Source organism: Pseudomonas sp. S1(2024) (genome assembly GCF_046557535.1).
Window position 1 is genome coordinate 43,918 of the sequence record NZ_JBKGFP010000017.1, and the last position, 23,606, is coordinate 67,523.

General features: G+C 55.6%; 20 protein-coding genes. 11 read left to right on the forward strand and 9 right to left on the reverse strand.

The window, feature by feature from the left end; all coding sequences use genetic code 11:
- Nucleotides 1–26: 26 nt before the first annotated feature.
- Entirely contained in the window at nucleotides 27–824 is a 798-nt protein-coding gene (locus ACLCGK_RS06520) for a hypothetical protein (RefSeq protein ID WP_410951545.1), read from the reverse strand.
- Nucleotides 825–938: 114 nt separating this feature from the next.
- The gene (locus ACLCGK_RS06525; protein ID WP_056797694.1) at nucleotides 939–1,316 is read right to left on the reverse strand and encodes a histone-like nucleoid-structuring protein, MvaT/MvaU family; all 378 of its coding nucleotides are present in this window, start codon (nucleotides 1,314–1,316) and stop codon (nucleotides 939–941) included.
- Between the two features lie 129 nt (nucleotides 1,317–1,445).
- On the opposite strand from ACLCGK_RS06525, the gene ACLCGK_RS06530 reads away from it, so the two are divergent.
- From ACLCGK_RS06530 to tmk, 7 genes are all read left to right on the forward strand, one after another.
- Nucleotides 1,446–2,288, forward strand: a complete 843-nt coding sequence (locus tag ACLCGK_RS06530; protein WP_410951546.1) for an NYN domain-containing protein — start codon at nucleotides 1,446–1,448, stop codon at nucleotides 2,286–2,288.
- Nucleotides 2,289–2,348: 60 nt separating this feature from the next.
- Nucleotides 2,349–4,703, forward strand: a complete 2,355-nt coding sequence (locus ACLCGK_RS06535; protein WP_410951547.1) for a patatin-like phospholipase family protein — start codon at nucleotides 2,349–2,351, stop codon at nucleotides 4,701–4,703.
- A gap of 2,448 nt (nucleotides 4,704–7,151) precedes the next feature.
- A complete protein-coding gene (locus ACLCGK_RS06540; protein WP_410951548.1) occupies nucleotides 7,152–8,252 on the forward strand; it encodes a TrfA in 1,101 nt (366 codons plus the stop codon).
- Between the two features lie 112 nt (nucleotides 8,253–8,364).
- Nucleotides 8,365–9,018: a hypothetical protein gene (locus tag ACLCGK_RS06545; protein WP_410951549.1), complete on the forward strand. Its 654-nt coding sequence runs from the start codon at nucleotides 8,365–8,367 to the stop codon at nucleotides 9,016–9,018.
- Nucleotides 9,011–9,874: a hypothetical protein gene (locus ACLCGK_RS06550; RefSeq protein ID WP_410951550.1), complete on the forward strand. Its 864-nt coding sequence runs from the start codon at nucleotides 9,011–9,013 to the stop codon at nucleotides 9,872–9,874. The genes ACLCGK_RS06545 and ACLCGK_RS06550 overlap by 8 nt, the downstream gene beginning before the upstream one ends.
- Before the next feature lie 60 nt (nucleotides 9,875–9,934).
- Nucleotides 9,935–10,636, forward strand: coding sequence for a hypothetical protein (locus tag ACLCGK_RS06555; protein ID WP_410951551.1), 702 nt, complete (start codon nucleotides 9,935–9,937; stop codon nucleotides 10,634–10,636).
- A gap of 77 nt (nucleotides 10,637–10,713) precedes the next feature.
- Nucleotides 10,714–11,370: a dTMP kinase gene (tmk, locus tag ACLCGK_RS06560; protein ID WP_410951552.1), complete on the forward strand. Its 657-nt coding sequence runs from the start codon at nucleotides 10,714–10,716 to the stop codon at nucleotides 11,368–11,370.
- Nucleotides 11,371–11,373: 3 nt separating this feature from the next.
- Here tmk and ACLCGK_RS06565 read toward each other — a convergent pair whose 3' ends face one another.
- Nucleotides 11,374–11,742 carry a hypothetical protein gene (locus ACLCGK_RS06565; protein ID WP_156675867.1) on the reverse strand — a complete coding sequence of 123 codons (369 nt, stop codon included), beginning with the start codon at nucleotides 11,740–11,742 and terminating at the stop codon, nucleotides 11,374–11,376.
- A 358-nt stretch (nucleotides 11,743–12,100) separates the two neighbouring features.
- On the opposite strand from ACLCGK_RS06565, the gene ACLCGK_RS06570 reads away from it, so the two are divergent.
- A complete protein-coding gene (locus tag ACLCGK_RS06570; protein WP_410951553.1) occupies nucleotides 12,101–12,355 on the forward strand; it encodes a hypothetical protein in 255 nt (84 codons plus the stop codon).
- Here the strand turns inward: ACLCGK_RS06570 and ACLCGK_RS06575 are convergent.
- Nucleotides 12,333–12,989 (reverse strand): hypothetical protein, encoded by a 657-nt coding sequence (locus tag ACLCGK_RS06575; protein WP_410951554.1) that lies wholly within the window; start codon nucleotides 12,987–12,989, stop codon nucleotides 12,333–12,335. The two genes, ACLCGK_RS06570 and ACLCGK_RS06575, sit on opposite strands and share 23 nt — an antisense overlap.
- A 330-nt stretch (nucleotides 12,990–13,319) precedes the next feature.
- On the opposite strand from ACLCGK_RS06575, the gene ACLCGK_RS06580 reads away from it, so the two are divergent.
- Genes ACLCGK_RS06580 through ACLCGK_RS06590 form a run of 3 tightly spaced genes read left to right on the forward strand, consistent with a single transcriptional unit; the run spans nucleotide 13,320 to nucleotide 16,564 of the window.
- Nucleotides 13,320–14,465 carry a hypothetical protein gene (locus ACLCGK_RS06580; protein WP_410951555.1) on the forward strand — a complete coding sequence of 382 codons (1,146 nt, stop codon included), beginning with the start codon at nucleotides 13,320–13,322 and terminating at the stop codon, nucleotides 14,463–14,465.
- A gap of 24 nt (nucleotides 14,466–14,489) precedes the next feature.
- On the forward strand, nucleotides 14,490–15,461 hold the full coding sequence (locus ACLCGK_RS06585) for a hypothetical protein (protein WP_410951556.1): 972 nt from the start codon (nucleotides 14,490–14,492) through the stop codon (nucleotides 15,459–15,461).
- Nucleotides 15,458–16,564 (forward strand): hypothetical protein, encoded by a 1,107-nt coding sequence (locus ACLCGK_RS06590; protein ID WP_410951557.1) that lies wholly within the window; start codon nucleotides 15,458–15,460, stop codon nucleotides 16,562–16,564. The genes ACLCGK_RS06585 and ACLCGK_RS06590 overlap by 4 nt, the downstream gene beginning before the upstream one ends.
- Before the next feature lie 32 nt (nucleotides 16,565–16,596).
- Here ACLCGK_RS06590 and ACLCGK_RS06595 read toward each other — a convergent pair whose 3' ends face one another.
- Genes ACLCGK_RS06595 through ACLCGK_RS06615 form a run of 5 tightly spaced genes read right to left on the reverse strand, consistent with a single transcriptional unit; the run spans nucleotide 16,597 to nucleotide 23,568 of the window.
- Nucleotides 16,597–17,796 (reverse strand): hypothetical protein, encoded by a 1,200-nt coding sequence (locus ACLCGK_RS06595; protein ID WP_410951558.1) that lies wholly within the window; start codon nucleotides 17,794–17,796, stop codon nucleotides 16,597–16,599.
- The gene (locus ACLCGK_RS06600; protein ID WP_410951559.1) at nucleotides 17,690–18,688 is read right to left on the reverse strand and encodes a hypothetical protein; all 999 of its coding nucleotides are present in this window, start codon (nucleotides 18,686–18,688) and stop codon (nucleotides 17,690–17,692) included. Before ACLCGK_RS06600 ends, ACLCGK_RS06595 begins: the two co-directional genes overlap by 107 nt.
- Nucleotides 18,689–18,696: 8 nt before the next feature.
- Nucleotides 18,697–21,525 (reverse strand): hypothetical protein, encoded by a 2,829-nt coding sequence (locus ACLCGK_RS06605; protein ID WP_410951560.1) that lies wholly within the window; start codon nucleotides 21,523–21,525, stop codon nucleotides 18,697–18,699.
- An 8-nt stretch (nucleotides 21,526–21,533) separates the two neighbouring features.
- Nucleotides 21,534–22,250, reverse strand: a complete 717-nt coding sequence (locus ACLCGK_RS06610; RefSeq protein WP_410951561.1) for a condensin complex protein MksE — start codon at nucleotides 22,248–22,250, stop codon at nucleotides 21,534–21,536.
- The gene (locus ACLCGK_RS06615) at nucleotides 22,243–23,568 is read right to left on the reverse strand and encodes a hypothetical protein (protein ID WP_410951562.1); all 1,326 of its coding nucleotides are present in this window, start codon (nucleotides 23,566–23,568) and stop codon (nucleotides 22,243–22,245) included. Before ACLCGK_RS06615 ends, ACLCGK_RS06610 begins: the two co-directional genes overlap by 8 nt.
- Between the last annotated feature and the right edge of the window lie 38 nt (nucleotides 23,569–23,606).

Genomic DNA, 23,606 nt, shown 5'->3' on the forward strand with positions numbered 1-23,606 from the left:
GGCCAAGATCACTCATCAACCCCTAATCATTCGTCAGTCTCGGCGTTCTTCTTGTTGGTGGAGTCAGCAGGGCGATCAGGCCTTGATTTGGAGTAGGGGCCGATTTTGATCGACTTTTTCGTCGGCACGGCATTTTTTTGCCAAGGCTTCTGATTCAGCATGTCACGCTCAATCGCTTCACGCTGAATCATGCTCGTGGATTTTTTTCGAAGCTCCGCAAAAACCTCGCCAACGGGCAATTTGGAATGAAGGTAAGACAACTGACGGCAGGTGGTTTCAATCATCAGGAACTGGTTTTGCGACCATGCGACCCGAGCCAGGAATTCGCTGGCCTGGTTTAGCCAATCGTCGTTGCGCGGGTGCAAGACTTCCAGGGTATTGAGCGAGGCACGTAGCTTGTTGAGCGTGTCACCGTCCATCTCGGAGGCACAGGCATTCCAGAAACTGTCCGGAATCACCGTCAGCAGCGCGCACGATGTCAACATCCGAATAAATTCAGAAGCCTGGATCAAATCCATTTTCTTGCGTCGCAGGGCGAATTTCAGGGCTTCTGTTACCAGCTCGCGTTCACTTCCAGCAGGCATTCCTTTCAGCGCACCTCTGGTCAGATTGCAGACATGCTCAAGGGCTGTGAGGCGGCTTCTGACCACAAGTTCACCCAGTAGCTTGTCGGTCTGCACGTTGATCGCTTCGGGCCTTGGGGTGGTGAGCAAGGCGGGAATGGCCTTCGGCTCTTTCCAAGGGTATTTGAAAATGTAATAGATATCACGCTGCTTGAGTAGCAGGCTAATTTCACTGTCGACGTAGGCAATGATGTCCCACATGATAGAAACCTGTTTTTTCTTTCTATTTTGCAGGTTTTTTTAGGAAAAGGCGACCCTGCTTACCTACCGCTAGTGCAGCCAGTAGAACAGGGTCGAAGGACGTGAAATTATCGATCAATCAACCACGGTTGCCCAGGACTCGACAACATCCGCGCCATACTGCTGCTTCCACTCCTTCAGGCCCCGGTGATTGCCACCCTTGGTTTCGATGATTTCACCGTTATTAGGGTTTTCGTAGCGTTTCAGGCGTCGTTGTTGCCGACGAGCGGGCTCTCCACCGTCACTGTTTTTTTTGCCTTTGACTTTAGGCTCAAGCGAAGGCACCAGCGCATAGCAGATTTCAAGCAAATCGATGCCTGACTTATCAGCTTCCTGGCGAACATGGTCAACGATCTTTCCCACGCCAGCAAGCTCTTTGCGAAGCGTTTCAATGCGCTGAAGCGTCGCAGTATGCGCGGCTTCAAGGCGTTTCAGTTCGGCTACTTTACTCATTGTTCGACTCTCAATGCTTGGGAGGGTACTTCAGCCGCTCCAATATAGGAACGGCAAGCCCTGCTGTCAACGACACATGCCTTCGATTTGTGATTAAATGGAACGATAAAAATTAAGGACGGGTGAGTCATGAGTCAGGATAGGGTGGGCATTTTCGTTGATCAGTCAAATATCAATGCCAGTGGTGGTTTCACCATGGACTACACCGTGCTGCGAGATTTTGCCTTGCGTGGAGGCTCCAGAGCGGTGCACATGAACGTTTACACTTCCCTTGATCCAGTAAGACTGGAGAAAGATCCTGCGCTGGCTGGCCGTGTTCAGGGGTATCACTCAGCCATAAAAGCCCTGGGTTACAACATCACGGTCAAGCTTGCCAAACATTTTGATGAGGGTGATCGTGTCGTGGTCAAGTCAAACGTGGACATGGAGATTGCAGTTGATGTCCTGGAGGGGGCGGGGAGACTCGATCGCGTGGTGATCCTCACCGGTGATGGTGACTTTGCCCCGCTGATTAAAGCAGCCAGGCGCCAGGGAGTGCGCGTTGAGGTCATTGCCGTGGACTCTTGCAGTGCTGATCTGCGAGAGGCTGCCGATGCGGTCTTCAATGCGTGGCTTATCCCCGATCTTTTGCCCCCGCAGTCGGCAGTGGACAAGAAGTGCGCCCTATGGGGTCAGCCAGGATCGCGGGTCAGGGGCACTGTAGACAACATCGACAATGAGAACAAAACCATCACGATCCGGTACATCAAACCTTGGGCAAATGCCAATGAGATGGCGCTGCTCGCGCCAGCGGCTCCCATGTGCCAAGGAGTAGCCATTTGTGACCTGGCCGAAATTTCACGTAGCGACCATGGTGTGCTTCGAGGGGCAATTGTTGAATTCACCTTACAAGGTCTTTTTGATGATATTGGCGCTGCTACCGATGTTGTCATGCACAGGTTTTCCACTCGTTCTGGCTGGTACCGCGCATAGTTGTCGTTGCACTGCTTTCTGTGCGCTTAATAATAGGTATATTGATACGAGTCGAAGCTGATGAGTAATTCGCTCCACGAAATCAAGGTCAAGCGGCAGGAAGCTTTTGCGGTTTTTTTGCGTGAAAGACAAATTCACGAAATGGCGCGGCTGATATCCGATGGATGGGTGGCTTTCCTGCGCGTCGGCAGCTATGTGTTTACCCCTGAGCAGATGAAAAACCAGGATCCGGAAGAGGTCAAACCCTACCTGCTGGGCATTCTGACCCGAGTCATGCACAGCGATCAGGCAGACGATGAGCGATTTTTTGCAGTTGCAGACCCCCATGGTCGTGACAATCGCCACCTGTTTAAAGACCTAGAACGGGGCCTGGCCAAAATCGACCCCGCCCTGAAGAAAAAGCTGGGTGTGCTCAAAAATCACATTGCAGACACCAATCGTGTGATTACCAAAGGCATGGCGGCTGATGCCAGTGCCACCGACCGGCGCAAGGCAGAGCTGATCCTCCAGCAGAAAGAGAATATTCTGGAGAGCGCCTGTGACAGAGCGGTCAATATGCGTAAGAAGCAGGATATTGTATTTGCCCCCAAAGCTGTGATTTTTCAGGGCGGGGGTGCCAAAAAAATGGGTGCCAGTGGTGTTGCCGAATACCTGGAGCAAATCGGCGCCCTGAAGGATATCAAGTACGTTGGCGGCACGTCAGCCGGGGCCTTGATTGGCCTCATGATGGCCTTCGGATTCCCGGCAAAAGAGATAAAACACCTGGTGCATTACGGCAGATTTGCCCAATTTTTTGCTGAAAGTGCATTGCCCATCAGCATGGCTGCGAAATACCAGCGACAATTCACGGAAACTGTCAAAACCATTGCTGCGCGGGTGCGAGGCAAGCGCTATCTGCGCTCAATATCCACAGAAACATCACCCCAGACTGAAGGCATTATGCTCAAGGATTTCAGTCGGGAATACATGGTGCCCATGCTCGTCGAGCACACTGGAATTACCACCAACCAGTGGCTGAAAATGGATGAAGAGGTTATCCATACCCATTTACAGCGACTGGAAGGTGTTGCTGCTCGCGGTGAAGTTAGCCTTGCAGAGATCTACCATCAGGCTCGCAGGCAATTCCTCAGCGATATGCATGCGCAGGGGCTCAGAGCAGAAGCTGAAACGCTTCAATTTGTGGGGTTATTTGGTCGCTCGGAAGCTTATCAGGGCGCCATTCAATGTTTACGCTTCGCGAAATCCAGGCTGGATCCGGAATCCGAAACGATTGAGGAATTTATCGGCGATGTGATTCAGAGCCGCCTGGATCGCCTGAATCCCCATGCCCTTGAATCCATCACCCCTCCCCTGAATACTCGAAAAGCCCGGCGTAACGTCACCTTCGCTCAGCTCAAACAACTTGCCGACCTGTTTCCACAGGAAGGTTTCAAGGAGTTTGGGGTGGCTATGACCGATCACCACCTCCCTATATCCCCCAGGGCAGTCCGCCGCTTTTGCGCACGTCTGGTTCAGCGAACGATTACAGCGTTCACGGAGGGGAAAAAAGTGGACGACGGGTTTGGCGCACTTGATAACCGCTTGTTCTTCAAACCGATCTTTGCCAGAGCTGCCAACAAGGATGGGCGCTTTGGCGAACATCAGCACATGCCCATCAAAAAAGCAGTCAGGGCCAGTATGAATTTGCCGGTGGTTTTCAAAGTCATGAAGTTCAATGGTATGAATCTGATTGACGGCGGGGTCAACAACAACCTCCCCCTGCGTATGTTCACGGATCAGTTCGCCTCTCAGCAAGAGGCCGATGCCCAGACAATTGCTTTCATTCAGTCCTCAACTGAGTCTGACCTGGAGTATCAGGCGGTGGATGAACTGATCAACAACAAGGGCAGCAAGCTGCGCATCATGCTCGATGAGGAAATTCAACGACAGATGTATCAGTTCGACCTGAATGCCTTGGGTCTGCCCAGGATTGGTTCACTGCGGCGACATTGGGATGCCATCAAGATTCATATGCTCAGGGCGGTGTCGGCCACTGTGGGACAGTTCATGTCCCACCATAATCCCCAGGTCACCTCCGAAGAAGCGCTGAACAACATCGGCATCCTTCGCACGGGGACAATTGACACGGCAGATTTTCATATCCCTGTCGAAGTGCGTCAGCAGTTGCATGAAGCCGGTGTGCGTGCAGCCCGGAATCTGATGAGCGCCCACCCCGATCGGCACCTGCGCTTTGCCTTATGCCGATTGCGAAGCCTCAGCCAACGCGAAAGCGAGTTGAGCAGGCAGCTCGGCTTGCCGAGTTTCGATGTCGGGGTTCTCGACAAAGCCATCCAGCAAGCTGATCTTGATGAGGTCATGAACAACCCCATGCTTGATGCCTACAGCCTTGGCGAAATTCTTCAGGGTCGGCTTTGAGCCTGAGTTTGCGGGTGAGCAAAGCCAAAGGGTTACAAAAAAGGATGGTTAGGGCTGCTGACGGGGTTAGGAAAACCGGGATTAAAAACGTGGGATTAGATCTACGGGGTTAAGGCTTGTTGATAACTGGGGCTTTTGCCCGTGCCTGTTGGGCTTTGGGTGTACCCGCTTGTAACCAGCTTTCCGGTGAGCGTTTTCAGCATTCCGGTAACCGCTCATGGAATACCGGTAAGCGCTCAGGAAAATCCGGCCCGTGCTCATGAGATTACGGTGGGCGCTCAGGAAAGTCCGGAGAGCGCACACAAAACTCCGCTCTAAACCCCAAAATACCCTGATTTTTTGTGAGTAAGCTGTGCATAACCAGTTAATAACTTTGTATATAAATTCCACGGGTTAGCTGCAAGCCCCGATTCATAGGGGCTGCGTGCATATCCGTGCAATTTTTACAGGGGACAAGCATTGCTCACGGGCGAATTCACATGAAATACCGCTAATTCCTGTGCGCTCCAGGAAAACAGCGGCTTTCCCGAATTCAACCGGAATCTTTTGAGCGCAGACCGGAAATATGTGTACACCCCGCTGGAAACAGTCAGCTGGAGAGCGGGTCGGGTAGCTGGCCGATGCTGGAGCCGCGATGAAAAACCTTCCCGACCGGAAATTGGTGTGCGCTAGCCGGAATCCCATGTGCGTGAGCCGAAGCATATCCGCAGCACTGAGGTATATTGGGGAGGATAGGGGCGTCACCTCGCCAATCGACCGTAGATTCACGTGCGCCGACCGGAATTGCGAGTGCGCCGTGATCGTCGCCATCCAACGGATCCAGCGTCTGACGTGGATATGACCGGAAGTTCGTGTACACCTGCCGGAGTCCTGTGTACAACCGTCCGCCAGGCTTTCGCAATACCCTTGGGCAGGTGCCAGGCTGTGCAGCAGGAGCTTTCCTCCAAGTGCGACCGGAATCTTGTGTGCGCTGACCGGAGTTTTCTGTACAAGAGCCCGATAAGACCGGAATTTGGTGTGCAGCTGGTCGGCTGGAGGGCAGCAAGGCAGCGGTCGCACCCTCACTCGCGGCCTGGAACGAGCAGGGTGCCCCGAAGTCACCGGAAATTGGTGTGCAGCGACCGGATTCGTATGTGCGAGCTGTGGATCAACGTCCGCAGACACTCATCCTCCCATCCAGGAGGGAGCGTCGACCGGAATTTGATGTGCGCTGACCGGATTCTTGTGTGCGCGGGCGCGATGCCGACCGGAGTTACGTGTACGCCGACCGGAACCTTGTGAGCACCTACCGGAAATTGCTGAGCGCCAACAGCTCCTGACATGGCTTTGACGGCCTGAAGCACGCCTTTCGACCGGAATTTTGTGTGCGCGCACCGGAATCTCTTGTGCGCCAGTTGCCAAAATCTTGTCTAACCAACTGATATACCGGAGTTTTCTGAGCGCTCACCGGAAATTTGTGTACGCGCCGCCTTGTGCCGCCTGTTTTTGACGGACTCCAAGCCAGTTTGGCTATCTTGTTGATATACCGTGATTTTCTGAGCGCTAACCGGAATCTTTTGAGCGCAGACCGGAATTTTGTGTACAGCGACCGGAGTTTCATGTGCAAACGCCCTGTTTGCCTCGCCTTTTGACAGTTGCAAGCGGTCACTGGCGCGTCATGGCCACGAGACCCGCGCTCCTACTGTGCCAAACCGGAATTTTCTGAGCGGTCACCGGAAAGCTGTGTGCGCCTAGAACTTAAGTTATCCCGCCTGCAGCCGACATCAGCGGGCGGCCACCGGATTTCTGTGAGCGCTCACCGGAAAGTTGTGTGCGCAGCCTGGGGTGTACCGGAATTTGCTGTGCGCAACACCTCAAAGCGCACCCAGGTGCTCAACCCATCCCGGAGTTTCCTGTGCGCCAGGTAAATCCAACCGCCTGGGGTCTGTGGTGACCGTGGTTTTGTGTACGCTGACCGTGATCCTGTGTGCGGACACCGGAAAGTCATGTGCGCGAGTGGAGATTGGCCGCCAACGGAGCTATCTGGGGCTTACGACCGGAAATCTGTGTACGCGCACCGTGATCTTGCGTACAGCGCCTATATAAGGAAGAGCGGCACACTGGGAGGCGTTGAAAACCCCTGCACAGACAATCTCGGCCAAGCTTGGCGAGAATTACAGACCGGAATCGTGTGAGCGCGAGAGTGAGGGATATCACCGGAATCTTGTGTACACCACGAATTCCGTGGCCTTGGGCAGGGGAGTGTTGGACACTGCACGGCCAGTAGTCGGAGGAGTCTGGTAACCAGCGCCTCTCCTGACCAAGCCGGCGTACACAGGACTCCGGTCAACCAAACCGCCAGGGCTGTAGAGGTGTCTACTTATATCAAAAAAGTCTATAATCAGAGTACACCTTGCGATTCATGGAATATATCCTACGCTCGAACGGAAACGCCCGAGCGGAAGAATCATGCCAACGCCCCAAATCAAAGAAGCCCTAGAGGTCATTGACGACAGAAAAACCAAGCTTCAGGCGAAGTTTGAGTTCGAATCTGGCCAGGGCGTCCTTCCTCTCACCAACGAGAAGTACTTTGAGCAGTCCAACCCGATTGTACGCAGTGCCCTGTACAGCACCACCAAGATGGGCAAGGTCTACACCGAGTGGACACCGATTTTTTCTTTCGGCAGAAGCGGCATCATGTACAAAGGGCCCGGTCTGACCATTGAGCACGAGGTGGTCATGGCCAGGCTACTCACGCTGGCCCGAGGCAAGTCCCTGACCAAGCCGGTGCACGTCTTCTTGGCCGACATTCTGCGCTGGCTGGATCTGGGCGACTCAGGTGCCAACTTCGCCAAAGCCCGCACCATCCTGGATGACCTGGCCACAGGCGAAATCAAGATTGCCGACCGGATGGCACTGAGACGCCTGTATGACATCCTCACCAGTCCTACGATTGCCGATCGACCGGATGGCAAGTTCTACAAGGAATCGATCGAGAACCGCTTCGGGCCCATGCTCAAGATGATCGCCCATGGACTTGAAAATGACGAGCCCGTGGACATCACGATGCGCTTCATTGCCAACCGGGCCCACAACTCGATGACAGGCAAGACCCTGTTGAGCTTGGATCTGATATCCGCCGTCTTCTTTGATGGTGTTAATACCACGCTCTTGCCCTTTGAAATTTACGACAAGCTCGACCGCTTCGGCAAGAAGCTGTTGCCGTTCATTGCTTCGCACCGTGACGGCGTGTATCCGATCAAGCTTGAGAACTACCACAAGTTCAGTGGCTCTATTTCCGAGTACGCGAAGGTAAAGCGTCGCATGAAGTCGGACTTGAACAAGCGCTTGAAGCTGTGGGAGAGCAATGGTTGGATCGAATCCGGCTGGGAGTTCTATCGCAACGAAGATGGCGAAGACCTCATTCGTGGCCTGAAACTGGGCGCCGACATCCGTTGCCGTTCGGAACTGACGATCGCCGATCTGGAGTCGCAGGCCGATGACCTCGAAGGCGAATTTGAGGTACAAGAGCAAGCCCCTCATCAGCACGAGGTATTTGAGCAAAGCTGAGAGTGGATGGCGGCTTTTTCGAAAGCGCTGCATTTTGAGTTAGACTGATTGAATACCAGATGCGGGGCTTTCCAGCCCTGCGTTCTTGGCATTTGCTAAGAGGGCTCAATCAATGCAAATCTCAGAGATCGACATCCAGGCTTCTCAAGGCCTCGTGCTGCCCTATAGTGCGTCAGAGATCGCCAGTTCACCGCTGTCGGAAAGTGAGGTGCTGACCCACCGCTGCCACCCAGGCTTGTCTGGACTGGTTAGCAGCAAGCAGGGATTGGTGCCGGTTATTTTTGTCGACAAACTACCCACGACCCACATGCTCTATGGCCGTCTGATCGACACTGATCGGCTGGCGCCTGATGAGCGGGGCAACATGATCCACCTGGCTGGCACACTGATTCATGTCCAGCACCATTTTGAAGCCTGGCATTTCCTGTCCCACCTTGAAAATGCGCGGCAGGCGTCCACCACCGCGATGGCTGTCTTCCTCGAATGGAAACCCGGTTCCCTGCAGGCAGCCATTGCTGAGCACGATGCAATGTTTCTCAAGGCTGACTTGCCGGGAGATGAGATGCTGGTCGGCAGCGATTTTGAAAAGGAGTCTTTGGCTCGCTACTACCTGAGCACGGGTCTTTCGAGTTTTGCCAATATTCATCTGGCCTCCGGCGTCGTCGATGCGTTAATGAACTCACCACTCACCAGAAAAAACCTACGTTCACCCTCGGTGGTCAGCGGCATCGCTGTGCCCGTGACTTGGACGCGCCCGCATGACTGATCATAAATCACTGGCCGCCACGGGACGGCGCCTTGTCCACCCGCTGGAAAAAGCACTGACAGAGGGTAAGGCTCGCGATTTTTTAGCCATCATGCGCGAGTTTGGTGTGCCGGCATCCTGGGATTTTTGCTGCGAGACATTTGACAAGAAAGTCGAAGACAAACACCGCCTGGTCGAACTCGCCTTTGCCCTGGTCAAGGCTGTGGAAGCTGGCTTGATCGGTGCTTGCAGGCTGCGTGAACTGTGCCTCACGCTCTTGAACAGTCACCTTGTGTTCAACAGCCAGTGGCGTGAAAACCGCACCATCCAGGTGCTAACGATTGCCATCGATGCCCACCCGACAATCCTCGACAGTCACTTTCAGCAACAGGTCATCATGGCGGCATTACGCTCGGAGTCCATTCGGCTATTTTGCGTGGCCGGACTCCCCATGCAAAGCCTGGAGCCGACCCCCGACCTGATGTTTGCCTTATGTGAGGGCAGGGGGACATTGTTGGACGTGGTATTCACCCCGGTGAACACTTGGCCAGACAGTGAAAAAATGCGCATGATCACCATGTTTACCCAAATCATTATCCAGGAAAAATCCGCCAATGAGACCCAGGAGACCTTCCTTGGCACCCTCTATGATCGAGGCATTGAGTCGCGCTTATGGATCAACCCACAAACCCTAAAGTCGGCGTCCGTGAGAAATATCGTGCACGCCAGGAAGATTGAGCTCAGCGCCGAAGATGTGCTGGGTGTGCCACTGCAACACCGCCTGGAATTCTGCATGGCGGGGCTGATTAGCCCAGCTGACGCCAAGATCAAGGATAGGCACCTGGAAGAAGCACTGAGTGAGGATATCGGGTTGTAGCAAAGGGTGGTCGTCCGATTCAATATATGTGATAATCGAATCACAATTAACGGAGGCCACATGAATCTCAGCAAACAACAACAACAAGCCTACACCCGCCTGCAGGAAGCCCTGGAGGTCATGACCGACGTCATTGACGATCCGGTCGTCATTCGCGAAAAAATGCAGCCGCGCATTGACAAATTCGTCGCGGAAACGGGTGGTGAAATCAAGGTCAAGCTGGTGGGTGCAGGCATCCCGACCATTGAGCTGATCGACCTGTCCAAGGACTCGATGAAGACCACCCTGGACGCCAGTCAGACCCTGTACCTGCGCGCACGCTTTGAGAGCGTCCTGATTTCGGTCAGCGCGGCCTACAAGGACACCTACGCGCACAGCAACGAAATGATCGCCGATGCCCTGCAAGGGATGGCGCAGAAGGTGCGTGGCCTGCCATTTGAAATCGTGGCCAAGGGCGCTTGCAACATCGACGAGCTGCTCGGCCTGTCGCACAGCGATGCTGGGGACAAGGACGATGATGATCAAGGTGGTGCGGACGACGCGGGTGTTGCCACTGCAGCTGCTGTTGGCGCTGTTGCCACAGGCGGTGCTGTGGGCCTGGCGAGTGCCGTGGTGTCAACCACCTTCGGTGCTGGCCTCGAACCTGCCAAGCCGGCTGCTGACGCAGCCGAAGTGGTCGATGCTGCTGCCGAGCCCGCCCCTGCGGATGGCGATGTGATCGAACTGCTGCCGGCGCCAGCCGAAGCTGAAAACGCTGTCTGAAACCCGTAGAAAACAGCCCGCCTCGCGGGCTGTTTTGGTTTTTGACCCATCCGAAATTGTAAAAGCAGGTGGTGGAAATGAAAGGCTACATGGTTGTAATCGAGGGCGTGAACGGCGGCGGAAAGGGCATGGTGATCGAAGGTCTGGAGGCGCATTTCGCCCAACAAGGCCGCGATGTCGTGCTGAGCAAGGAGCCTGGCGCGACTCGGTTTGGACTGCGCTTGCGCAAGATGATTCTCGACAATGAATATCCAGAGCTGTTCAATGAATCGAAGCTGCTGCTGTTTGCGGCGGCCAGAGCCCAGAATCTGCGCGAAGTGATCCTCCCTGCGCTTCAGGCCGATAAGCTGATCCTGTGTGACCGTTGGGCGACCTCGTCTGTGAGTTTCCAGGGGTATGCCGAAGGCCTGCCCATCGAAGTCGTTAAAGCGGCCAACCAGGTGGCTCTGGGGCCGTTCCAGCCGGACATCGTCTTCATCCTCGACATCGACCCGCAGATCGGCATTGAGCGCACCCGCGCCCGCAACGCCGAGGCCGACGTTTTCGAACAAAAGCCCATCGACTACCATCGCCGGGCCCGCAGCGGTTACCTCATTCAGGCCCAGGAAGACCCTGAGCGCTTCGTCGTGATTGATGCCAGTCAGCCCCCTGAGGTGGTGCTTGCCCAGATCATCGCGATTCTCGAAGTGCGCATGAAAGCGGCGCAGCAAGACCGGAATCTTCTGAGCGCATGACTGCTACACCTTGTGAATGAGGTGATGACACTTGTCATGCACCAGTACCAGCAGCCTGGCGCATTGTTCAAGCTGCGGGCACCCTTCGCAGGGCGGTGCAGTCACCGTTTTGTTGGGGCGTTTGGGGGTCGCGGCGGAAAACTCCACCTGGTGCGTGTACACGCAACGGCGCAGGTAGGACACATGGTGCACCGTGTCGGTCAATGCCACGCCACGGGCACAAACGGGGCATCGCCCGCCTTGATTGGCCATCAACTGCTGCTTGACCACCGGATGATGCTGAATTCTTCGTGCGAAGTTAATCCAATATTGATCCCGGCCAAGTTTTTCTGCAGCCTGATCAGGGCCTAGTTTCGGGGCTAGTGGATGCATGCTTGATCTCCGCTGATGATTGAAGAAGGTCTGTTGCCGGTAATGCGCTCATGCCCCGCAGTGGTGAGCGCAGGCTGTGTGCCTGCATGTTGGTAGCAGGAATGCCTGATCGCGCTTTTACGCCCCACCATAAAGCCTGACAAGCGCACCTCAAGGTGAGCACACAAGCCGCGTTGCTGATCCAGGCCAACTGATAAGCACCCAACTTGCCGGGCATGCCGAACACGCTAGGCCAAAGTCACTGTGCATGCGAAATCTGTGATGCGGATCAAGCATTGCGTTTTTATGTGTATATTGGCGATTGACACGATGTCATCCAACATTATAATTCAGGCATCAAAGCGTGTTGGGGCATCCTATGACGACTCCGTTAAAGTATTTCAAAGAGCTGATGCTGTGCGATCGCCTGGAACGCCAGGGCCTGGTCAACCTCATTATGCCAGAAAACAATCTCTTGCTGTCTGACAAGCTTGTCGGCACGCAGCGCCAAATAGTGATTGAGGCACTGCACACCTACGTACAGGCCTATTACCTGACGCGCTATGTAACCATGGGGCTTGCCGGGCTCTCCGCCACCCTGGCCCTCATGATTATCGATCGCGCTCTGGGTTAGAGGCCAGGGCGCGCCAGATTGGCTCCTGGCGCAAGGTTTTGATCAGTGGACTGACCTTGTCCATCAATTGCGCGGCCTGTCGCGCAGAGGGTGCCGCGCTCCTGAGGTTGGGGCCCCCGCTGTTCCAGCCGTTGACGAAGTCCCACAGCGCATCCTTGCTGGCGGTCGAGAACGTGCCGTAGCGTTGAATTTCAGCAATCCTTCCATACTGCAGCAGTTGCATCCTCAGGTGCAGTTCCAGCGCATCCTCCATGAAGCGCAACGGCTCGATGCCCAGGCTGCCAAGATCGAGCTTTTGCACAGCACGGTCGCAGTCGTCGCGCCATCTTCTGAGCACGTTTCGGTAATCCGGTTGCGCGCAGCTGGCGTTGATAAAGCGCGCCATATGATTGACCATCTCTGCCCAGATGTCCGTGGTGACAAACTGCAAGGCCTTCTCTCGGGTAGTCAACACCAGGTTCAGAAGAGGCCGGGGATCACCCTCGACGGTTTTTTGCAGCATGTCTACACAGACTTGGATGAATGCTCCCTCCTCTTTTGAAATGCTCAGTCTCGTTGATTTATTCATTTCGCACCCAGCAGTATATGGAATATAGATAACGACAGAATACCACTGCCAGGCGCAAATATTCATCGCCATTCCTGGTGCAGGGGTTGAGGTGCGCGAGTATGAGTGATAAATCTGAAACTGGTGTTTCCAAGCGTGGGCGGGGTCGCCCCAGACTTCAGCCTGAGCCTTGCACTGTCCGCATCGGAGTGCCGCTTACCGCTGGTGACAACGAAGCACTCCTGGGCCTTGTCGAGCTTTCCTGTCAGTCCGGTAACAAGGTATCCAAGCAAGAGATTATCCGCGAGATGATCCGTGAGCGGGCAGCAAAGGCCATTGCCCCGTTACACGATTGATGCTCCTCTGGCACACTGGGATTATCAGTTCGATCCACCAGTTTAAAGGGCGGTAATTGTCATGTCGCAACATGAGCTTCAGGAACAGATCATACATCAACTGTTCTGGACGGGCGGTGAAAGACCGTTCAGTCGGCAAGTCATGCACGGCATGCTGCTCGATGCCTTCCCGCAGTTGCAGGGTCTTCCTGAGTTCGTCGCCAAGGGCCTGGCGGAACCCCAGGAGCTGCTACCGCTCCTGTTCAAGTCCGGTGACTATGCCGAGGCTAAGCAGTTCTTCGCTCGCCTGGTCGATGCCAGGCCTACCAACAATGATCCGACCTGGGTAACCGCGTCACTCAATGGTTTGGCCACGGAAGCTGTTTTCCGCATGAACTACCATGCAACAGAGTGGAAATCGTCAGACTTCAGAAGCGCCTACCTGGACATGATTGAAATATCCGAGCGGCTTTGGTGCTATGCCGACAAGGTGCACAAGAACAACCTGAAACAGCCTGATGTCCAAGGCAAGGCCTACTATTGCGACCTTGAGCTTTACAAGCTGTGTATCGAGCACGCCCCAGACAAGCTGCATCAGTTTTCAACCGATCATTGGAAGTCGGTGCTGACTCCGGCGTTGCAGGGGGATTTTGAATTTCAGGATTACATTTTCGACCAGTTGCTTCAGCAAACCCGCTCGAAAACCCTTCAAAAGGTGGATCTCGACCTCGGTGCCAATTATTTCTGGCGCGACATCCGAGGGGATCTGGCCAAGCTTGGCGATGACCAGCAGCGAGTCATGGAAAAATTGCTCGCGGTGGCCTTCACGGTCTTTTCTCCGGATAACGCGGTGGACATCAAAAAGCAGCTTTCCACCAAGCGTTTCAGACAGATGATCGTCGGCGCACCGCTGCTGCTTTTGGATGCAAAAGAAGCCGGTTTTCCCATGTCCTTCGACCTCTATCGCGGCGCGTTGAAGCCGCTGGAGAAAGCTGCGCTAACCGCCAAGCGCGCCTGGAAAGGGGTGCTGGGTCAAGACGAATGGGCCGCGTTTCAGGATTCCCTGCAGCGCCTGCTGGATGGGGTGGATGTCCACAAGATTTACCCGCGCAAGATGTCGGATACGACGGTCAGTGTATTCGCCGAGGTCATGCCGCAGTGTGGATGGATGGAGAAAGCGTCGGAGGTAGGGCGTGCGGACATCCTCATGGATGACCTTGGTCTTTGAACCCTAACGGATAGAGAATTTTGCATGCAAGCTTTGGAAGTCATCACCAAGAACGCCCTGAAAACCGGGGATATCGCAGATGTCATGTCGGCGTTCCACCCTGCCGCCATGTCACCTGAATTTTTGATCCTGGCCTTCAGTGATGAAGGGCGCACTCGTGGTCTCTCGGAATTGATGCTCACCATCCTTGAGCGAGATGCCAAGGCGGTCTTCGTAGCCAATGACCTGATCCTGCAGAACGCAGAATGGATTTGCCCGAACGTCGACCAGCACTGCCTCAAACGCATGATCAACATCATCAAGGGGGTAATGGGTATTGGTAAGGCCACCTACTATGCCGTGCTTAAGCACATGCCCGAAAGCTTTGCGATCATTCAGCTCAAACAGTGGGACAACGAGCGCAATTGTCTGACCCGAATCAACACCAGCATGCGCGAGTCGGTGCTGGCCGACGCGCTGGCCAAATCGCGGTTCAGAATCGCCCATGCCATGTGTGATGCGATGCTGGCTGCCAATGAGTCGGTTGAGGTGGGGCAGGTGCTGAAGGACATCCCAAGGGCCACCCTGAAAGAAACCGCCTTGGACAAGTACATTTCGGCAGAGCGTCAGACGCTTTTGTTGTGCCAGGCCAAGGCCTACAGCCAGGCCATGCGGGTGGCCGAGGGCAGTGAGCGCATGGAAACCATTGTGCGCCAGGCCATCTCGGGTCAATTCGAGTTCAAGGGGGCCAATGAGACCTGGGGCGATCTGTTCGAAAACCTCATGACAAGGGTCGAGGAAACGGTCGATCAGGAGCGGTTGATTGCCCGGTTTAAGAGTGCAGCGACCGTGATCTTCCAGAAGGTTCAGGCCATGGACGCGGTGACCACGGGCCGTGAGCTGCGCAATGACCGCATCCGCTTTCTGGCCTACCAACTGGGCCTTGAGCATGCGCTGCATGATGTGAAAGACACCCGTTACCACGAAAAAATTCTAGGACACGACTTGGGCTTATGAGCACTGCATTCAACCTCGATTTACTGAGTATTTTCCCTGGATATCTGACCGACGCCGAGGATGAAATTGCCTGTCATACATTGCACGCCTTGGTAATGGAAAACCACTCGCTCGCTGCAATTGCACAAATTGCGGAAGAGAACGCGAAAAATAATCTACGGCGGATACAAGCCATTTCTCCATACGCTCTGACGCCCTATGGTGATAACAGCTTCGAGCGCCTTACACGCTTGCGTGCGTTCTCGCTTTTGCGTAGGCCTTTGTATATGGCTGATTTCATTTCGTATGCCTCGCATCAACGTTTGAAGGTGAGCGCCAGGGATGTTCCTGGGGATGCTTTCCCGCAGAACCCTGGTGCAAATTCTTTGCGGTGTTCATCGGGCGAAATGGTGCCTCTGCAAGCAATCAATTACTTGTGCCAGAATAAATCGATGATCCAGTTTTTGATGTGGACGGCGATCAAAGCAGACAATGCCGAGCAATTTCAGTACCTCCTCAAGGTTCCGAAAATTGCCAAGGTCTTCGATCCTGGCAAAGTGTCCACCTGGCTGAGTGAATACCCCCTGGATCCGGCGTCGATACTGCGAACCCGCTACCTTGCCACGAACGCATTCATGCCCAAATCCTACGCCCACTACGTGGACGAAATGCTCGGTTTGGCGAAGCTCAGATATGACAACACGCAGGTGCCTTCACTTCCGGAATTCGCCCAGAAGGTGGGGCACGAAGTGATCCGGGAGCTGATGGACAAGGATTCCAAGGCAGTCATGCAGGTGATGAAACAGCTCATCCAAGATGGCGCGGACTGGTACATCGCCTTTGAACAAAAGACAAGTGGCGCGTGCGCGTACTTCGACCTGGTGGGGCGTACGCCTGATCCGACAGCCGAGCTGGCAGCGGTGATGTCTGGCGCGAAAAACAACGGGTGCAAGCCGTTGGGGCAAGCGCTGATCCAGGCGTTGGGCAAAGAGCCCTTTATCCAGCTTGCGTACGATCAAAAGTCAGCGGACAAACTGTGGCGGGAGTGGCGGCTGCCTTTTGTCGTAGACCGCGTCAGCGAACGCTACCGGGAAGAGATCCTCGGTAGCGACCTGGGGTTGTAGAGCAGTCGCCCCCTTCCCCGCGAAGCGGGGGCTCAGCGTATTTCGTAGTCTCGCCTTGTCGGGGCATCCGCATCCTTGAGCATCTGCTCGTTGACGATCGTCTCGTCGACCCGCACCAGTTCGGGCAGCTTGGCCTGGCCTGTGCCTTTCCACCGGATGCCAAAGTACCCCGAGCGGAAATGCGGGCGCTTGGTGCCCTTCGCCGCGCCCTGGCTGGCGATGCGTTCGGCCAGCGGGGTGTAGCTTTTCGGGCCGATCACGATGCGGTCGTAGACGCGGTTGAGCTGCTTCTCCAGCTTCGAGCGTTTCTTCTCGGCGACCTTCTGGATGCGCTCCTCCAGTTCACTGGCCTCATTGACGGTGTACCGGGCCTTTTTTTCAATGTAGAGGTACATCAAGACCTTGGTCAGATAGCTGAAAATCTCGGTTGTTCGGCTTTTGAACAGGTCGCGATCGGCGATGCCGTTCTTGGCACCAGAGTTCAGCGCCCGCTGATTGTAAAACTCGAAATGACGCTCCAGCACGTCCGCCAGGGGCTCGGCCTCGTCCTGAATGTACAGGGTGAAATTATCAACGGTGTCAATGGCAATTTTGGTGCCGACGCCCGCTAATTCCTGATTATTCAGGGGGGAGACAGTGATTCCAATATCCAGAATCCTAGCTCCTTGCTGCGGATCAAGCTGCAAGGCCTCGCGAGCTTCGCGTGTCATCAACGGAAGCTTGTCCACCTTTTTCTCCTGCAGATAGCAGCCTTCGCTGATGTTGGTGCCACCTCCTGCATAGGTGGACAAGCGAAAGGTCTCCCTGTGTTCAGCTGGGCAGAATTCGATGTAGCTGACCCGGTGTGGCGGCGTGAAGAATTTGACAGGAATATTGTTTTTCAGGCCAGTGTCGGCCAACATTTTTTCAAGCGGTTCGGACACGGTAAAAATCGCGCCGCCCAGACGCTGATGCTTGGAGATCATGTAGCCAATCCGAATCGCCTGTTCGCCATAGCGCTTGGCTGATTCCAGTGTCTGGATGTAATCGATGGCCCCGCCGAAAAACTCTCCCATCGTTGCATCCGCTTCAATGTAGGAGTCGTAGATCGGCTGCAACTCCGACAGCAGTAGCTGGCGGAACTCTTTAACAACGGGCAGCTGAAGCCGACGGGGGAGGGGGAGGGTCAAGCTGTCCCCCTTGATTTCCATCATGGCTTGATAAAGCCTGAGCATTGCCTGCTGGTTTTGCATGATAAACCCTTTCCAGCGGTCGCCAGGATAGGCTCTGGATGCCGAGGAGCGCTTCTTGCTCAATGGCCAGACCTTTCTTGGCGATGCGATTGTAGAATCGGGCTGCTTCAGAATCACACGCGCTAGCCCATTCGTTAAGAGTATACAGGTGGCGCGTGGATTTCTGCCAAACGTGGCGGTTACCCCATTGGTCGAGCTGATCATCACTCATGTCCGGAATCAGCATTTGCGCGTCGGGCCTGACGTGCTGCAGGCGCAGGTGGTTTTGAAAGCCCACCGGGTCGTAGTCGGCCAGCAGAAACAGCCTGGCATGGCGCCAGTGGGCCAGGCGTGCTGCAAAGCGGTCTGACAGCCAGCCCTCATACTGAATCAAGGCGGCAGCGTTGAGGGACTTCGGTAACAACGGACGGATGTTGAGCCACACGTCGCGGTTCTCGATGAGCACCACATCCCCTGAGGGCTCGTAATCATCGATTCCGTCGTCACGAAGGATGATGCCCTGGTATGCCCCTGGATCGTCGCCTGCGGATGCCAGCGAGGCTCCTGATGGCCTTGCCCAGGCAGTCTGCGCGCCACCGAGGACATTGATCAGCATGTAGGGCAGCCGGCTTCCCGATTTTGTATCGCCGCGCACCCCCAGATTGGTGGCCCGGACACTGGCATTCTCGGCAATGGCTTCCCCTTTCAGGGCGTCAATGCGCGCCTGAAGCCGCCCATGGTCGGTGATGATGACCTGCGGCGTGCGTTTGCCTGGGGGGACGGCGATGGCAACTACGCCGATGTCCCGCAGCCCCTTGAGCTCGGTGGCCAGTCGGGTCTGCCAGGCGGTGGCCGGCTGCAGGCCTTCACGTTGAAGGGCCTCCAGTGCCTGCAGTATGACTTTGCGGTTCACCCTGCCGGTCACGCCGGGAGCTCCAGTTGATTGTCGGCCACGACCTTGTCATGGTGAACAAAGTGCTGCCAGTCTACCGGCAGGATGACGATGCGAGAATCATCCTGGATGCACTCACTCAGGTTGACCCCGAAATCACCGGTCAACGTCGGATGAACCGATGCAAACACGGGGGTGAAACCCATGTCCTGGGCGTAGCCCAGAATGACCTTCTGATTCTGCTCATCCACACGCTCGGCCTCGTCGAGGTAAAAAGGCAGGAACGGCTCATCCTTGACCTTTTTGTCCATCAGGTGGCGAATGAGGGCTGACAAGACGAGAATTTTGAGGGCGATGCTTGATCCCGTCGAAGCCATGTCATCGAGCTTCTCGCTGGTGGTTTCGCGCCCACGGGCGTCGACCACAGTAAAGGCCATTTCAAACAGGTCAGCGACTTCCAGGTTGCCATCCTTTTCATTGTCAACCACCCGCGAGATCCGATCCATTGCACGCTTAACCTCGGCATTGGAAATCTCTTCGCCGACTCCACCGAACAGGTCAGCCGAGAAATCGCTGCTGTTCATGAATTGCAGCATGGTGTCGATGGACTCAAGGAGTTGGTCATTGCGGCGCAACTCGATGCTGAAACGCTTGAGGTTGGACACCTTGCGCGCACCGATGCTGCGATTGAACAAGGTAATTTCGTGCTCCAGCTGCAGGAAGTTATCCTGCAGGTCGCGCAGGCTGCCGGCAATCTTGATGATCGCCGCTTCCTGCAGGCGCGCCAGCCATTCACGGGTCTGTGGCAAGGCATCAATCCGCTCTTTCGCCTTGAGGGCAAGCGAATTGTCTTCCAGGTGCTCAGCGAGCTGGGGCAGGGATTCGATTATCCGCTCCTGGCAAACCTTGGCGTTGTTCTGGATGGAGCGAACCGCCATTTCAAGGCTGTTCAGCCGCGCCAACACTTCGTCGAAGTCAAACTCACTCAGGTCGCAAACGAAGGCTTCGTCATCGCCTTCGGCCAAGCCAAAGAAGTCAATCTTGTAGCTAAGTTTCTCCTGAACCTCGCGGACGGCTTTTTGCTTGCGGCGAAGCGCTTCGAGATCGACGCCAATGGCATGGATGGCGGCATTGATGGCTTCGAGCTTGGTTGCGTATTGATCAGTGGCTTCGGTCAACTCCTCAATTTGCAGCTCTAAGCCGACGATCTCCCCCTTCTTGTCGAGGTAATCAGCTTCCAGTTGCTCTAGGCGCTCATACTCATGCACAGAGCTGGAGAGCTTTCTGGCGGTCTGTTTCAGTTCAGCCAGGCGCTGGCGTGTGCCCTCCTGGTCATTGGCGATAGCCAGGTCTTTTTGCAAGGCCTGCAGGTTGTTTCGTTCCAGCTGGATTTGCTGCTCCAGTTCAGGGAGCTGATCCAGTTCAAAGGTGACTGGGGCGATCCCTTGGGCATTCAGGCTGAAGCCTGCACGCTCCAGCATGCCATCCTCCGGCGTGAGGTGCGCCAGCAGGTAGTTCTTGAAATTGCCCTTGGTCGCTTCTTTGAGGCAGTGCTTGCTCAAACCGAACAGCTGCGGGTTCAGCAGGCGGGAAGCCTCACTGATCTGGCCTTCACTCAGGCCCAGGCTGTGGGCCAGGCCATCGCCATCCTTGAGGCGGGCATGCTTGTCAGTCAGGGTCTTGAGATGCGCTTCAACGGAGCGCAATTTGCGCTCGATTACATCCGGCTGGAACACCCCGGCTTGTGCCAAGCTGGCTTCGAGGCCGGCGATGTCACGTTGCACCGCCTGCAGGCTGGCTTCCGTTTCCGCCTGGCTGCCCAGCGAGGTGCGCTGTTTGAGGTTGACGATCTCCTTGGCCATGGCGTCATGCACGCCTTTTTGCCGGTGCAACTGGGTAAGCGTTTCATGCTGGGTCTTGTAATGCTGGTTGAGCAGGTTCTTGCTTTCCTGCTTTGCGAGCAGTTCCGCCTCCCACTTGCGCAGCAGCTCAGGATAGGCCATCGCGGCGGTTTCCACGTTGACTTTGAGCTGTCGTGTCAGCAGGGCGCCTTCAACAGATTTATCCTGCAGGGTTTGCTGCTCCTGGAACAGTGTAAGGATGTCCTGGCGCCGTTGCTCCAGCGACTGGACTTCATGGGCCAGCAAGGCGTGGTCACGGAACGCCTCTTTGCGCACCTGGGTGAAATTGATCGAGCTGTTGGAGAGCTTGTCGCTGAACACGTTCAGGATCAGTTCTTTGAATTCCTTGCTCTTGAGCACCGACTGGGTCAGCAGGTTCTTGTAGATCTGACGGAACACTCCGTAGCGGCGCTCGCCTGCGTTGGCAATGGGGGCCAGGGTGATGTTCCAGTTCCCGCCGCGCACCTTGACGTACTCGCCGTACAGCAGCTGACGCATCTCTTCGCGAGAGACGGACATGTATTCACGGCCTGCGGCAGACCAGCGGGAAAACACCTCGCGGTAGGACAACAGTCGGTTGTCGTCGAGGAAATCATCGGTATTGAGTTCGCCACGCGCCACGAACAGTTCGTAGTCGTATCCCGCGCCCGCACCTTTGCCATGGGCGCCAATGATGAAAATGCCCGTGGAGAGCATGACTTCCATTATCACGAAGGAGTTGTCCTTGGGGAAGTAGAACTCCCGCGAGGCCTTGGCATCGTGATTGCCGAAATCCATGTGCGACTGGTTATTGAACAGCAGGTACTGCATCGATTGAATCGCGGACGATTTGCCGGCGTTGTTGGAACCGGCGATCGACAGAGGGCCAGACAGGGGCAGGACGCTGAGCAGGTGAGGGCCGCTGTTGATCAGGCAGTAGTGGCGAATGCCGTATTTCGAACGTTTTGCGTTTTTCATGGTGAGCCTCAGAGTTCTTCGTCCAGGGATTCGAGCAGATCCTCAGCCGCCGCATCGATATCGATGACAGCTACATCCTGCTGAGCAGCCTGCGACTCCTTCTGTTTCGCCAATTTACGGGTAATGTCCAGGTAGTAATACGTGGGGATACCCAGGGTGTAGGCTTGCTGATTCATGGCGTCGGTGTGCGTTTGCATGACTCCTGCCTCGACCAGCTTCTTGATGCCATTGGCCAGGTAGTCGTCCACGGTGCCAAGCCCCAAGGGCTGCAGGCGTTCGCGGTGATGTTCAACCAGCAGGCTCAGATCGTTCATGCTGATCGGGTCTTCAGCATTGATCATGGATTCTACCGAGCGCCCTTGATCCGAGAGCCATTCGACCAAGGCAAACATCGCGGCGGCAATCTGCCGCTCGCGCAGGTTCAGCGAGCGGGTTTCCAGAGGCTGCAGGTGGAAGAATCCGACGTGGTGATGCACCAGGGTATTGCCGGTCATTTCCAGGAGCACCTGGTAGGCATGGGTGTGCCGGCTCAGCTCTTTGTGCAGCTTGATGTGTCCGCTGGAGCTGATGAAGGTGCCCGCCTGCAGCAGGCCGATAATCTCGGCTGAGCGGGGCAGCAGTTGCTGCAGTTGCTTTGAGTACAAAGTCGAAGCTTCGATTTCCTGATTCAGGCGCAGGGATTCGGCCTCAATTTCGACCGTGTTGATCAGCTCGGCGTTATCCATGGTGTGCGGCAACCTTTGGTTTGCGTTGAGGGAGCACGTCGATGACGTCTGTATAGGGGGCGATCTTGTGCGACGAGGCCAGGTTGAAGGAGCGCCGCATCATGATCACGGTGAGGTTCTCGAAGTGATATTCCTGCCGGTCATCGTGACGCATGACATAGGTGCGGGTTGCCGGGTCACGACTGAGGGCACCGAGTGCTTTGCAGATGGATTGAGCCGTGGCCTGTGGATACTGCTCCTGGAGGGTTTGACAGATGTCTTCCACGGGTCGAGCCGTCTTGATCCAGTGAATCATGTCGGCGACGGTCTCGCGTCGAGCCTTGCGTGCAGCGGCTTCAACCTTCAGCCCCACCGGCAACGACTCGGCTTCCTCGGTCACCACCGCATCCATGAACGAGCTGTAGAACTCCAGCAGGGCATTGGAGTCGGCCCGGCGCACCAGCCTGACCTTGGCTGGCAGTTTCAGGTCGTGCTCCCCGGCAATGCTGCCGGTCTTGGCCAGGCTGCGGAAGGCGATGGAGGCCCCTTGCGAAATCTGGGTGTTGATGCGGGCCTGCTGGATCAGGGGCGTCAGTTTGCGCGACATGATGTCGATCGAGCGATCGAGCAGTTCACGGAAATCCAGCATCCTGAAATGCACGCTTTCAAGCTGGTGCCGGGCATCGTCAGCCATCAACACGCTCAGGGTGGCGTCTTCAAGCCAGGCCTGAAATTCTCGTGTGATCTGGGTAATCAAGGTGGTGAACGGCTGGCCCGGACTTTTCATTTCCAGGGCGGGTCGAACGTAGGAATCCCAGGCGGTAATGACCTTGGCGTAACGCTCCTTGATCGGCTGGCTGCGGTCAGCCTGCTTGGCCTCATCAACCAGGTGGTAGATGGCCTTGGTGTTCTGATCGACCAGGCGCTGAAGCGTGTGAAACCGCGACTCCATCTCCTGGCACTTTTGAAAGAATCCGGTGCGTCGCCCTTCAAACAGGGCAATGCGAATCTGATCAAGGTGATCGCGTAGCGTGTCGGTGTTGGCGGTGATTTCTGCCAGGAGCCCGAGCTTTTGTTCATCCAGCAAGAACTGGATGAAGGGCACCAGGTGAGTATTGAAGGAATAACCCTGGCCACCTCGCTTGTTCTCGACCAGAATTGCGCAGGAGACCAGCCTGGCGGCAATGGCACTGGCGGCGATTTGCTGCGCGCCACCGACATCGCGGGCAACCCGGTAGAGTTCGCCTTGCGAGAAGGTGCGGGATTCATGGCTGGCCCACAGCGTGCTGACCACAGGCCACTGATCACTCAGGGTTTTTAGATAGAGTTCGGGCTTCATGCAAGTCTCCTTGATCGCGAGACTATAGGGAGAAATAG